15 protein-coding genes and 1 pseudogene are annotated in these 11,991 nt (G+C 65.7%); 11 read left to right on the forward strand and 5 right to left on the reverse strand.

Annotated features, from left to right (window positions below):
* Positions 1-58 precede the first annotated feature (58 nt).
* Positions 59-592, forward strand: a pseudogene (locus LOK55_RS13520) (transposase); the annotation flags it as partial.
* Positions 593-979: 387 nt separating this feature from the next.
* Here LOK55_RS13520 and LOK55_RS13525 read toward each other — a convergent pair.
* The 4 genes from LOK55_RS13525 to LOK55_RS13540 form a co-directional block, all read right to left on the reverse strand.
* Entirely contained in the window at positions 980-1,135 is a 156-nt protein-coding gene (locus LOK55_RS13525; protein WP_196324590.1) for a hypothetical protein, read from the reverse strand.
* 304 nt (positions 1,136-1,439) lie between these two features.
* Positions 1,440-2,903: an NAD(P)/FAD-dependent oxidoreductase gene (locus LOK55_RS13530; RefSeq protein WP_229935783.1), complete on the reverse strand. Its 1,464-nt coding sequence runs from the start codon at positions 2,901-2,903 to the stop codon at positions 1,440-1,442.
* A 13-nt stretch (positions 2,904-2,916) separates the two neighbouring features.
* Complete coding sequence (locus tag LOK55_RS13535) at positions 2,917-3,519, reverse strand: DNA-binding response regulator (protein ID WP_229935784.1); 603 nt, start codon at positions 3,517-3,519, stop codon at positions 2,917-2,919.
* A complete protein-coding gene (locus tag LOK55_RS13540) occupies positions 3,516-4,442 on the reverse strand; it encodes a sensor histidine kinase (RefSeq protein ID WP_229935785.1) in 927 nt (308 codons plus the stop codon). Before LOK55_RS13540 ends, LOK55_RS13535 begins: the two co-directional genes overlap by 4 nt.
* A gap of 67 nt (positions 4,443-4,509) precedes the next feature.
* On the opposite strand from LOK55_RS13540, the gene LOK55_RS13545 reads away from it, so the two are divergent.
* From LOK55_RS13545 to LOK55_RS13590, 10 genes are all read left to right on the forward strand, one after another.
* Positions 4,510-4,761 (forward strand): hypothetical protein, encoded by a 252-nt coding sequence (locus LOK55_RS13545; RefSeq protein ID WP_229935786.1) that lies wholly within the window; start codon positions 4,510-4,512, stop codon positions 4,759-4,761.
* Positions 4,762-4,833: 72 nt separating this feature from the next.
* Positions 4,834-5,757: an ABC transporter ATP-binding protein gene (locus LOK55_RS13550; RefSeq protein ID WP_196324586.1), complete on the forward strand. Its 924-nt coding sequence runs from the start codon at positions 4,834-4,836 to the stop codon at positions 5,755-5,757.
* Positions 5,757-6,470 (forward strand): ABC transporter permease, encoded by a 714-nt coding sequence (locus LOK55_RS13555; RefSeq protein WP_229935787.1) that lies wholly within the window; start codon positions 5,757-5,759, stop codon positions 6,468-6,470. Before LOK55_RS13550 ends, LOK55_RS13555 begins: the two co-directional genes overlap by 1 nt.
* Before the next feature lie 35 nt (positions 6,471-6,505).
* Entirely contained in the window at positions 6,506-7,303 is a 798-nt protein-coding gene (locus LOK55_RS13560; protein ID WP_229935788.1) for a class I SAM-dependent methyltransferase, read from the forward strand.
* 37 nt (positions 7,304-7,340) lie between these two features.
* Positions 7,341-9,194: an alpha/beta fold hydrolase gene (locus LOK55_RS13565; RefSeq protein ID WP_229935789.1), complete on the forward strand. Its 1,854-nt coding sequence runs from the start codon at positions 7,341-7,343 to the stop codon at positions 9,192-9,194.
* Positions 9,191-9,769 (forward strand): hypothetical protein, encoded by a 579-nt coding sequence (locus tag LOK55_RS13570; RefSeq protein WP_229935790.1) that lies wholly within the window; start codon positions 9,191-9,193, stop codon positions 9,767-9,769. Before LOK55_RS13565 ends, LOK55_RS13570 begins: the two co-directional genes overlap by 4 nt.
* Before the next feature lie 68 nt (positions 9,770-9,837).
* Positions 9,838-9,987 (forward strand): hypothetical protein, encoded by a 150-nt coding sequence (locus tag LOK55_RS13575; RefSeq protein ID WP_196324581.1) that lies wholly within the window; start codon positions 9,838-9,840, stop codon positions 9,985-9,987.
* Positions 9,988-10,046: 59 nt separating this feature from the next.
* A complete protein-coding gene (locus tag LOK55_RS13580; protein WP_229935791.1) occupies positions 10,047-10,244 on the forward strand; it encodes a hypothetical protein in 198 nt (65 codons plus the stop codon).
* A gap of 42 nt (positions 10,245-10,286) precedes the next feature.
* Positions 10,287-10,454, forward strand: a complete 168-nt coding sequence (locus tag LOK55_RS13585) for a hypothetical protein (protein ID WP_196324579.1) — start codon at positions 10,287-10,289, stop codon at positions 10,452-10,454.
* A 31-nt stretch (positions 10,455-10,485) separates the two neighbouring features.
* A complete protein-coding gene (locus LOK55_RS13590) occupies positions 10,486-10,650 on the forward strand; it encodes a hypothetical protein (protein ID WP_229935792.1) in 165 nt (54 codons plus the stop codon).
* 529 nt (positions 10,651-11,179) lie between these two features.
* Here LOK55_RS13590 and LOK55_RS13595 read toward each other — a convergent pair.
* Positions 11,180-11,410 carry a hypothetical protein gene (locus tag LOK55_RS13595; protein WP_229935793.1) on the reverse strand — a complete coding sequence of 77 codons (231 nt, stop codon included), beginning with the start codon at positions 11,408-11,410 and terminating at the stop codon, positions 11,180-11,182.
* Between the last annotated feature and the right edge of the window lie 581 nt (positions 11,411-11,991).

The following is an 11,991-nucleotide window of genomic DNA, read 5'->3' on the forward strand; positions in this document are numbered from 1 at the left end:
CATCATCGGCATAACCGCGAGCACGGCATAACAGACCCTATGCCGACATCGGCATAGGGTCTGCGACGGGCTGAAGGGCTTGCCGGAGTCGATCAACACGACCTGGGAGCGGACGGTGGTGCAGCAGTGCATCGTGCACCTCATCCGCAACTCGTTCCGCTATGCGGGCCGGCAGCATCGCGACGGCATCGTGAAAGCGCTCAGACCGGTCTATACGGCCCCGTCCGAGCAGGCCGCGAAGGATCGGTTCGAGGAGTTCGCCGCCGAGTGGGGCGGGCGGTATCCAGCGATCGTGCAGCTCTGGCGCAACTCTTGGGCGGAGTTCGTGCCCTTCCTGGAGTACGACGTCGAGATCCGCCGCGTGATCTGCACGACCAACGCGATCGAGTCCATCAACGCCCGCTATCGGCGAGCCGTTCGAGCCCGCGGCCACTTCCCGAACGAGCAAGCGGCGTTGAAGTGCTTGTATCTCGTGACAAGGTCGCTTAACCCGACCGGCGGCGGGAGGGCACGCTGGGTGATGAGGTGGAAGCCCGCGCTGAACGCGTTCGCGATCACCTTCGCCGGACGGTTCGAGAGAACCACTCACTGATGAAAACCGCCGGACCTCACACACCGATTATCGGACAGTCCCACGGGAGCGGTCCGACAGGACCGCTCCCGTCGGTCGTGGCGTGAACGCGGATGACGAGATCGGCATAGGACGCGATTCATGATCGTTCCCCGCTGCTGCAGGGGGCATTCGCGATGAGCAGGTCGATCTGCATGGCACGAGGTGCAGGCCGATATCGGTGCGCATGTATGGCGCCATTCGATACCGTGACTCGATCATCTGTCGACGTCTCGGAGTCGGGCTGTATGGCTGTTCCTGTCGGAGCGTCATAGGGCGGCATTGATGGGGCTGCGGCCGCGAGTAGGTACGCCGAAACGGTCGGGGTGCCCTCCCGGCCGTGAGGGCACCCCGATCGCGCGGGCGTGGTTATGCGGCGTTAGCCTGCTGAGCCGCAGAATCCTGATCGGTGAGCGTCTCGTCGCCGAGCGGGGCGACGTCTGTGAAGGGGGCGTCACGGATGAGCTCTTCGGTGTACGCGTCGACGGTGTCCGTCGGCGTGTCGTACGGGACTGTGGCGGTCAAGTCGAGCGCGAAGGTGTAGCCGTCCTCGGACTGCTCGTTCAGCGCGGCGATGACGCGTTCCCACGCGGCCTCGGCCGGAACCGCGAGGAGGCCGAGGCGCCCGGCGAGGTGGATCGTGTTGTGGACGCCTATCAGGGCCGGGACTGGCTCACGCTCGAAGAGGGCGATGGTCTTTTGCGTCGTGGATCCAGGTGGATACCGAGTTCTGAACGTATCGGTCAGGATCGGCGCGCAGCTGCTCGAGGATCGGGATCCCTACGATCCGCAGACAAACGGGAAGGTCCTGTTGATCCCGTGCCCAACATCACGAGCTCTCGTTCTGCCACATGATCTTGCTGGTGCAGTTGAGATCCTCGAGAGTGAACGTGACTTCCTTCACGTCAGCTAGTGCTGTCTTGGCCGCCCACCAACCCGCCATGCCGTGGACGCCGGGGCCAGGGGTGGTAGATGCGGAGCAAAGGTAGACCCCGGGCATGGATGTCCGCCAGGGCGTGCTTGAGAGACGGGGACGCGCGACAAGGCGGTAGAGGCTTGCCGTGCCGCCGGTGATGTTTCCATCGATGAGATTTCTGTTCTTCCCGGAGAGTTCGGACGCCGGGACGGCCCACGAGTCTTCCACGAGGTCGGCGACGTCCGGAGCATGTTGCTCGAGTTCCTTAAGGATCTGGCTACGCGGATCCAGCGATGAGCCAGCTGGAACATGGGCATAGGCCCAGACCAGCGTTTTCCCGGACGTCGAGCGTGTGGGGTCAAGGGTGCTGGGCTGGGAGAGCAGTATGTAGGGGCGGTCTGCGTGCCGTCCTCGTCGAACGGAATCCTCTGCGGCCGCGATTCGTTCCCATTCCCCGCCGAGGTGGACGGTCGATGCGCGGCCTATTCGAGAGTCCCGCCAAGGTATCGGGCTTGTGAGGACGAAGTCTGCGCGTGCAGCTCCGCCGCCTTGGTGCAACGGCTTTGGCAGCAGGTCGCGTTTGTCAGCGGCGTTGATGCGCCGGATTCCTTCGATGGTGAGATCTGCGAGAACGATCGATGCGTCGAGCATCTCGCTGATGTCGGTAACGGGAGTGCCCGTCTCTATCCGTCCGCCGTGCGCGATGAGGTCTTCGACCATGGCGTCCGCAACACGCTGGGCGCCTCCCACTGGGATTCCCCATCCCCGCACATGCGCGTGGGCGCCGAGGACTATGCCGGCGGCGGCGGCAGCGAGTGATCCGATGGGTTGGCCGGAATGAGCGAGAACTCCGGCGAGCAGGGCTCGCGCGTTGGGCCCACGCAATCCAGCCTTGCCGATGTATCTCGAGCCGAGCGTCGTGGACCAGCCGAGCTGAGCGAGTGCCTGCGGGTGTCTGGGGATCGAGAGCATTGGCGAGAGCGCGGTCCGCGTCATCGCTTCTGCGTTGCGAACGAGTGGAGAGAAGATGTGCTTCCAGGCTCTTCCGTCGGCGCCTAGCTCCGCTGCCGTGGTTTCCAGATCGCGGAAGGCGAGGACCGCGTGGTCACCGAGTGGATGCGCGAACGATATGTCCGGCACGACGTATGGCACGCGGGCTTCGAGTCCCCATGCCTGGAAGAAGGGAGATGCGAGCGCGAGTGGATGCACGGCGGAGAAATGGTCGAACGTGTCCCCGTCTCTCTGAAACGAGCGCACCCCGCCGCCAACTTCATGCTCGGCTTCGATGACGACTACCTTGAGTCCTGCATGGGCCAAGGTGATGGCGCCAGCGAGGCCGTTGGGGCCGGAGCCGATCACATACGCGTCCGGGGTCATGACGTGTCCGTGTTCATATCCAGCCGTTCTTTCGTGCGCGGCGGGCGGCCTCGTGACGGTCCGTGGCTCCGAGCTTCATGATCGCGTTGGAGAGGTAGTTTCGGACGGTGCCGTGGGCGAGGTGAAGCTCGGATGCGATGGAGGCGATGCTCTGGCCTTGTTCGGTGCGGGCTAGTAGGGAAGCTTCTCGTTCGGTGAGGGGGCTGTCGTTGCGCATTGCGTCGAAGGCGAGGCTTGCGTCGACGTAGCGGCCGCCGTTGTGGATGGTTCGGATGATGCCGGCCAGGTCTTCGGCGCGAGTGCTCTTGGGCACGAAGCCTCGCACGCCGGCTGCGAGGGCGGATCGGAGTACTCCTGGGCGCGCGTGCCGGGTGACGATCACGACCGATCGGTCCGGGTCTTCTCGCAGAAGGTGACGGGCTGTTTCCAGGCCGTCCAGATCGGGCATCTCGATGTCCAGGATGAAGACGTCGATCATGTGCCGCGCGGGATGCGTGACGACAGCGTGTCCGTTGTCGGTCTGGTCGACGACTTCGATGTCGTCGTCGAGTTCGAGGAGGGAGGCGACGGCCGTGCGCAGGAGGTGCTCGTCGTCGGCGAGGAGAACGCGGATCACGCGTGCCTGTCCTTCCTCGTGAGTTGGTCGTCCGCTTCGGACCGGGTGACCGCAATCGTGAACATTTCCCCGTTCTGGTCCCATGTCAGGTGGGCGCCAAGAGGGGTGAGGCGGTCTCGCAAGCCGAGGAGACCATGTCCTGCGCCGAGTTCCTTCGGGGCGGACAGGGCGCCGTCGTTGCTGATCGTGAGGGTATTGGCGGCGACGAGGATGTCGACTCTACGCGCTGTGGAGTGCCTCAAGATGTTGCTGGCGGCTTCGCGGAGGAAGGCGGCGTACTCGGGCTCCCACTCGTGCAGCGTCGCCACTGTCCCGTCGACGCGGGCGTGTACCCCTGCTGCGACGAGCAGCTCCTTCAGGTTCTGGAGTTCAGTGACCAGGTCTATGTCGCGGAATCCGTTGGCGAGCTGGCGGGTCTGGGCTTCGAGGTCGGAGACGAGTGCCTCGACGCTCTCCAGCTCCGCACGGGCGCGCTCGATATCGCGATCAAGGCTGCGCCGGGCGAGCTCGATCTTGAACTTGACGGCGAGCAGCGAATGGCCCTGGAGGTCGTGCAGATCGTTCGCGAAGCGGAGTCGCTCTTGGACCAGGGCATACTCGCGTTCGCGGGACTTGTCTTCCTCCCAGCGCGAGAAGAAGTCCCAGGTGATGGCCAAGGCGAGAAATCCGATCACCTCGATCGCCAGGATCGTGGCAGTCGGGACCACCGCCCGGTCAAGCAGCCGCTCCAGCGGTATTGCTCCCAGCACGGCAACAGCGGCGATGCCGCCGACGAGCACGACGCCTCCCGCGAGTATCCACGGCCACGCGACCTTGCGCGCGGACAGGGCGAACGTGAACGGGGCGAGCAGGGCGAATCCGGCGTTCGCCTCCCCGCCCTCGGCGAGAAGCCACACCCAGACGGCGACGCCGGCCACGGCCATCCCCGGAAATATCAGCGTGCCCGCTGAGGCCGGCCATCTCGCTGATCCCCAGACGGCGACCGCGGCCATGACGATCGCTGCCGCGGTGAACACCGGCGACGTGCGCGGGCCGGGCAGGCTGCCGAAGACGCCCACCGATGCCATCACCGCGACGGTGACGACCCAGACGGCGCGCATGAACTGCGGGTACACGCGCAGCACGCGAACGGCGCTCGCGCTGGGAGTCGGCCGTTCGCCAGATTTCACCTCTCCAGTGTCTCGTGAACGCTCGCGCAACGGAACGCGTGCCGCCGAGCATGTGACAGCTGTCATCCCATGACCTGATCGCTGTCATGCGGGCGCGTGATCCAGGGCACTATGGCGCAGGTGGTTTCTTCCGCACGATGGGGACATGAGCGATCCCGCCGCGGTCCCGATCCACGTCGACCGGCTCACCTGCCGATATGGCGAGTTCACCGCGGTCGACGATGTGACCTTCACCGTCGAGCGCGGCGAGATCTATGCCCTTCTCGGCACGAACGGCGCCGGGAAGACGACAACGCTGGAGGCGCTGGAAGGGCATCGGGTCCCGAGTTCCGGAAGCGTGCGCGTGCTCGCCGCGAGCCCCACCGATCGGGCTCGGGTCAGGCCGCGAATGGGAGTGATGCTGCAGGAATCCGGCTTCGCCGCCGAGCTGACGGCAGAGGAGAGCGTCGATCTGGTCGGCGCGATCTCCGGCCGCACGGACGACAGTGCGAGGCTGCTGGATCGGGTGGGCCTCGCTGGCAAGCGCCGCACGCGCGTGGCGCAGCTGTCCGGAGGCGAGCGCCGCCGACTCGACTTCGCGACGGCGATCTACGGCAGCCCTGAGCTGGTCTTCCTCGACGAGCCGACGACCGCGTTGGATCCAGCCGCACGCGACCGCCTCTGGGAGGTCGTGACGCAGCTGCGTGACACGGGCACGACGATCCTGATGACGACCCACTACCTCGAGGAGGCCGAGCGATACGCGGATCGTATCGGCCTGATGCACGCCGGCCGCCTCCAGCACGAAGGCACGCTCGCGGAGCTGGTCGCCGCATTCCCCGCGCACATCGAGTTTCGCGCTCAGACCGGCGACCGGGCGCTCCCAGGCCCTTTCGAGCGAAACGACACGGACAGGTTCTCCGCTCAGACGCGGTCGCCGCAGGAAGACATGCTCCGGCTCTTGCGGTGGGCAGAGGCCGAAGGAGTCGGACTTGACGGCCTTCGTTGCACGCCCTCGAGCCTGACGGAGATCTTCCGCGGCCTGGACCGCCAACCCGGATCCGTGACGCGCGAGGAGGCGAGGCGCTGATGGTTCCCATTGCTCAGGCCGAGTTGAGGATGTTGTGGCGCAACAAGGTCGTTGCCGCGTGCGCGATCCTCATGCCGCTCGCCTTCGCCGTCCTGCTGATCGTCATGCGCGACAGGTTCGGCGGCGAAGGGGGCACGATCGCCGCACTCCAGATCATCGTCATGGCGGGTTTCGGGGTCTACATCACCGCCACGACCACGCTGGCCGCCCGACGACAGACCCTCCTCCTCAAGCGCCTGCGCAGCACGGCGATCACGGATGGGGCGATCCTCGGCGGGCTGCTCCTGCCCGTCATCACGCTCAACGTCGTGCAGCTCCTGATCGTCCTCACGGCCGTGGTCGCCACGGGCGAGTTCCCCGCGAACGGCTGGCTCGTGGCCCTCCACGTGGCCGTCGTCGAGTTAATGTTCCTGGCTCTCGCGCTGGCGACCTGGGGACTGACGAGCACGCCGGAGCAAGCGCAGATCACCACGATGCCGGTGTTCATACTCGCCCTCGGCACCGCGATGTGGATCACGCTGACAGGTTCGGGCAGCCAACTAGCCGTACAGCGGGCACTTCCCGGCGGAGCGTCGGTCGAAGCGATCGTCGGCGCATGGTCCGGCACCGTTCCCGGGATTCAGGGGCTCCTGCTCACGCTGCCGACGCTTGCCTGGGCCCTTGCCGGGCTCCTCGCCGCCATCCGGCTGTTCCGCTGGGAACCGCGCCACTAAGCCGAACCAGAAACGACAGACAAGGGAGGCCGCACGTGTCCATCGCCACTCCTCAGGCGCGCAGCTACGCCTCATACGGCGCCCAGTTCAGCGGGTGCTGCGACGTGATCTTCCCCAGGGACATGGTCACCGATGCCGAGACCAGCTGGCTGCGTACAGTCTTGCCGGCTCGCGGGCGACGCGTCGTGGAGTTGGGGGTAGGAAATGGCCGAGTTGCGTTGCCGCTGGCTGCCGCCTTCGCTGCTGACAGGACGCCGGTGGAATACATCGGCATCGACATCTCCGCGGAGATGCTGCACGGTCTTGCGCACCACGACGTCGACGGTCTCGTCACGCCGCTACGGCTCGATATCGCCTCCGACGACTATCCACCCGATGCCGACGCGATCTTGTGCGTCTGCGGCACGATCTCGATGCTCACCGATTGTTCCGCGCAACAAGGAGTCTTCGATCGAGCGTTCGCGGCGCTTCGAGAAGGCGGAGTCTTTGTCGTCGAAACGCACAATGCCGAGCTCGTACGACAGATGCACCCCCATCCTCACCGTTCCTGGGCGGTGGCACTGCCCGGTGAGCGTCGCATGCTGGCAACGTTCTCCGATCTCATCGATGGGCACAACTGGCAGCTGGAGCATTGCCTGATCGACAACGGCTCCGCGACCTTCTTGCACGAGGACAGCCGCGTCACCACCCTCGCGGAGCTGGACGCTTATGCGCGCAACGCCGGCCTGCTGCCGATACGCCACTCTGGCGGTCTGAACGGTGACGAGATCACCTCTGCAACCCCGACCGTCACCGCCCTCTACGAGAAGCCCGGCGTCACGGCAACGGCCTGACGAGCACGTCAACCCGACCGAGGATAGGAGAACGACGATGCGTCTCACCCCAGCCAGGCTGATCGAGAGGATCGAGACGCGTCACGGGTCCCTGGCAGCAACGGAACGACTCGCGGCGATCGTGAACGGGTGGGCGAGCCTGGAGCATCTCGCCAACCGCGACAACCGCATGCCGGGAGGCTTCAACGACTGGGAAGTCGTGCAAGACTCCGGCTTTTCGCGACGCCCGGCGATCAAGCAACTGCGTAGTTTCGTCGCACGGCCCGCGATCGTCACCGCCTTGCATGGAGTGCGCGTCGCCGCGTCGGTGGTGCTGATCCTGCCGGTGCGGAACCCAGTACTTCGCGGCGTCGTTGGCGCGAGCAGCGCAACTGCGGGTGTCTTGCTCGCTCCGCTGCACCAGAACGGCGGGGACGGATCAGATCAGGTCGGCACCTTCACGCAAGCCCTTACTGCGGCAGCGCGGCTGTCACGATCGGATCGTGTCACCGACGTGATCCTGTGGGCCACATCGGCGCAGACGACACTGGCGTACCTTGCCTCGGGGTGGGTGAAGCTGCTCGGCAAGCCCTGGCGCGAAGGCACCGCTATCAAGGGCGTCATGCGCACCCGGACCTACGGAGCAGAGCCCCTGTTCCGTATCCTCCAGAAACATCCTGAGCTTGGCCGTCTGGCCGAGGTCGGCACGCTCGTCATCGAGTGCGCCTACCCCATCGTGTACGCACTCAACGGGAAAGCACGCGTGGTCTACCTCGGGGGCGTGGCGGCGCTTCACACCGGGATCGCGGTCGTGATGGGCCTCGGCCGATTCTTGCCGGCTTTCCTCTCGCTCCAACCGCCTGTTCTCTACACCGCGACCAAGAACCCGGGCCGCGACAACACCTTTCCGCGAGTGCTGGCGGGAGCGACTGCGATAGCGGCAGCCGGGATGGGCGCGACGCAGGCTGTCATCTCGCGACGCGCCCGGCGCCTTCGCGGTCGCCAGCAGACCTTCACGACATCCCGAGGCGCTCAGCTCGCCGTCGAGTATCGCCCCAGTCGCAATCGCCAATCACCGTTGCTCGTCTTCGAGAACTCGCTGGTCGCCGTCCAGGAATACTGGCAACCGATCCTGTCGAAGCTGGAGATCGATGCGGCCACGCTCACCTATGACCGCCCCGGCTACGGCGCCAGCATCCCAGCTCCCGGCAGCCGTTCGCTCGAATCCCATGCAGCGGATCTCGACGACCTCATCCGCAACTTCAGCCAAGATCGTGAGGTCTGGCTTATTGGCCATTCCCTCGGCGGATATCTGATACGCAAAGCCGCCCCTCAGCTGACAACAAAGATCGCCGGCCTGATTCTCCTTGATCCCACCACGGCGACCATGACCAGCACTGAGGATGCTGAGGCCGACCGAGAAGCGATGTCGTCGCTCACCGAAGGCTTCCCGCTGATGGAACTCTCGCTACGCGGCGGCGGCGCACTCCTGCTCAATCCCCAAGTGTGGTCGATCCCCGCCGATCCGGCCGCTTCGCATCGGGTGTCCAGTGTCTACCGGGACCATCGCATCTGGCGTGCCGGCCGCGAGGAATGGGATGCCGCGGTTCGGGAGATCATCAACGAGCGAGTTGACCAGGCGACTACCGTCGCGCCGCTGGAGGTGCCCACGCTCGTGATCACCGCCAGCACGAGCGTGTCGCTGCATCCGGTTTCGGCTGACACGCACCGGGCGTTGGCGGCGCAGGTCCCTGAAGGCAGGCATCTCGTCGTGCGCGCCACGCATGACGGCATGCTCACCGACCCGCGCTCGGTGCCCGCCGTCGCCGCAGAGATCGACCGCTTCATCGCCACCCCTTCGGCAACACATGCCGACAGACTCCCCGGCGCCGGCTCGAGGGAGGTGGCGTGATGCGGAAGACCAGGCGGCTCCCCGTCGCAGCGATCACGACCGACGTCATCTCTGCGGCCTTGGCGATCTGGGTTCTGGCGACCGTGGCGGGCCAGCATCCGAATCACAACTTCGATCGCATCAGGATCTTTGACCGCGCCTCCGTCTTCCTACCGAACTGGCGGTTCTTCGCACCCATCCCTGCGTCGAAGGACGTTGTGCTCGTGCACAGAGTTCGACGCAGCGGAAACGTCTCTGACTGGGAGTACACGCACACCGCGCCGAGCCGCACCCTGCTTCACGTGTTCTGGTTCCCGCAGCGGCGGGTCGACAAGGGCGTCTTCGACGTCGTGGGCCGCTTTCTGCGCACCGTCGAGCGCATCGGAACGGGATATGAGAGCAGCGCCGAATATCGGCTGCTGCGCAACTTCGTCAAGCGCCGTGTCCAAGAGCTGAACCCCGACGCGAACGACCTCGACTCCTTCCAGTTCGCCATCATCCGCGAAGCCGGCTACGAAAGCGAGCCCGTTGAAGAGATCTTCGTCTCCAGAAAGGAAGACCTGCGCGACGAGCAAGTCGCTGCACGGCCTGACTGAAGGAACGAGGAACCGGTCTTGGCACTCGCCCGGACCGAACCCTATCCAAGTAAGAGAAAGGCACCGCAATGTCGGAAACCAGTTTCACCACATCCGCGAGCTTCGACAGCCAGGAGGGCTGCCTCCGCACCGAGGCATCAGCCCTCGGCGCCACCCCGCTGGTCGCCGCAGTGGCCACGTTCATCGCCGGCTACACCTACGCACAGGCCAACGGCTGATCGGCCACCCGCCGCTGAAACCACGAAGGAGTACGCCGACAATGAGCCCGAAGGCGACAATGAGCCGCGCTGAGGCCGTCCTCCTGGCTGTCGTGCCGATCGCTGCGGTCGGCGCCGTCCTCATCGCCACTCTGATCGGCGCAGACCTCGGTGTCGCCCTCATCTTGGTCGTCGCGATCGTCGGCATCGGAGCGGCCTTGTGGGGATCTGTGCGTTCACGCCGCCCCGATGGTCGCGACGAGAGTCGCGAGAAGTAGCCGGAGCAAAGAGGAAATCCTGTTGAAGAAAGGAGGGAAACCATGCTGGACACTGCCGTATTCACGGACGCACCGTTCGACACCGAATTCGGAACTGTCAAAGCGACCAACGCGGCGCTCGCGGCAACGCCCCTGGCCGCGCTTGCGGCCACCGCGGTACTCGCTGCAGCCGTCGCCGCTTACGCGGTCGAAGAGACAGTCGGCAACTGACCACCCGTCATGACTCTCAGAAAGGAGTGCCATGCTCAAGCTCGAACTACTCCCAAGAGAACCGTTCGATCTGGCCGAAGGCAGCACGGTTGGCGACATGCGCCCACTCGCAGCAACGCCCGCCGCAGTCGCGTTCACAAGCGCACTCGTGGCCGCCGCGCTCGCCGGCGCCCAGGTCGGCGACATGGTCGACTGACCACGCGAATCCCCGCCGTGTCACTCTGGCTTACCGGAAGTGACGCGGCGGGGATTCTCGGTCAGCTTGGCCTCGAGCGCGGTCTCCAACATCCGCTTCGTCAACCCGTCCAGCAGACCACCCGGCCAGACCAGGTTGACGTACCTTCTCCGTCGCTTCGGTGAGCAGCTGCTCGGCGATCCGTTGCTGATCGATGATCTCCCCGGTCACGAGATCGCCGTGCCTGCTCGGACTCCGGAGGTGAGCCGCTTTCCGACATCGGCCTACCTCACCCGTTCACAACCTCCCGGGGAAGTACACCTAGAGGCGATGACCGCCGCGCCCGGGAGACCGAGCCGCTCAGAGGCCGGGGGCGAGCACCAGGGTGAGTCCGCTTGTGCGCACCGACGCGGAGACCGCCTGCGCGTCCTGGCCGGCGGGGCACGCGCGCACTTGCGTCCTCGCGGCCTCGCCGGGGAAATATCCGACGGCGTCGTCCTACGCCGACGCCGTCACCTGGTCGCTGCCCACTTGCAGCCCTCGCGTGGGCTCAGATCGGCAAGGTCATCTCACCCTCGATCGCGATCGGAGCCGGATGCACCAGCACCCCGACGCCCACCCCGCCGCGACCGGCGCCGCAGCAGGGGCACGGGCACCCGCCGCCCATGGCAGCACTGGCGACATCCTCGACGCAGACACCGCGCAGGCATTCAACGCCGCCGTCCGCACGGCCTTCGAGCTCGGCGAGGGGACCGTCAGCTTCGGCATCCGTCCCGGACACGCCTCGGTCGTGTCTCCCCTATGTGAGGTGAGGCTCGAAGGATGTTGGCTAGGTGAGGTCGACGGGTTCGCGGTATCGGGTGCTCACGGACGAGCAGTGGGAGCGGATCGAACCGTTGCTGGCCTCGAACTCTGGGCGGCGCGGTCAACCGTCGGCGAGCATCGGCGGGTCGTGGAGGGCATCACCTACCGGTTCCGGACCGGGATCCCGTGGCGTGATCAGCCTCGCGATCACCTACCGCGCCGAAGTTACGCCCTTGCAGCATCCTCACCTGGGTTCGGCTACTGGAAGATGCACCCTAATAGAAATCGACGGCTGACTCGCCCCGGCGTGTCCGGAGGCGATTCTGGTTTTCACGACATCTCTCATCTCGCGACGAAGGTTTGCCGCTCGATTGCGAGCTGAGGTTGGTAGCGCCTGTGCCGATAGTGGGCTGTTACAGGAGTGGGACTGCCTCATCCTCACCTGGCAGCGCCTATTGGGAGACACGCCCTGATATGGGCGTGGGTTTGTCAAGTGTGCAGGGGTGAGCGGACGCCGTGCCCGTCGGCTTCGGCGTCCGCTCGTTCCGGTCGTGTCCG

The sequence above is a fragment of the Microbacterium sp. F2E genome (assembly GCF_020905435.1).
In the GTDB taxonomy this organism is placed as follows: domain Bacteria; phylum Actinomycetota; class Actinomycetes; order Actinomycetales; family Microbacteriaceae; genus Microbacterium; species Microbacterium lacticum.

Coding starts and splice junctions, on each gene's coding strand:
- LOK55_RS13530 (WP_229935783.1), bottom strand. CDS start 2,903: ATGACCCCGGACGCGTATGTGATCGGCTCCGGCCCCAACGGCCTCGCT.
- LOK55_RS13540 (WP_229935785.1), bottom strand. CDS start 4,442: ATGGCCGTGGCCGGCGTCGCCGTCTGGGTGTGGCTTCTCGCCGAGGGC.
- LOK55_RS13545 (WP_229935786.1), top strand. CDS start 4,510: ATGACGATCGCTGCCGCGGTGAACACCGGCGACGTGCGCGGGCCGGGC.
- LOK55_RS13550 (WP_196324586.1), top strand. CDS start 4,834: ATGAGCGATCCCGCCGCGGTCCCGATCCACGTCGACCGGCTCACCTGC.
- LOK55_RS13555 (WP_229935787.1), top strand. CDS start 5,757: ATGGTTCCCATTGCTCAGGCCGAGTTGAGGATGTTGTGGCGCAACAAG.
- LOK55_RS13565 (WP_229935789.1), top strand. CDS start 7,341: ATGCGTCTCACCCCAGCCAGGCTGATCGAGAGGATCGAGACGCGTCAC.
- LOK55_RS13575 (WP_196324581.1), top strand. CDS start 9,838: ATGTCGGAAACCAGTTTCACCACATCCGCGAGCTTCGACAGCCAGGAG.
- LOK55_RS13580 (WP_229935791.1), top strand. CDS start 10,047: ATGAGCCGCGCTGAGGCCGTCCTCCTGGCTGTCGTGCCGATCGCTGCG.
- LOK55_RS13585 (WP_196324579.1), top strand. CDS start 10,287: ATGCTGGACACTGCCGTATTCACGGACGCACCGTTCGACACCGAATTC.
- LOK55_RS13590 (WP_229935792.1), top strand. CDS start 10,486: ATGCTCAAGCTCGAACTACTCCCAAGAGAACCGTTCGATCTGGCCGAA.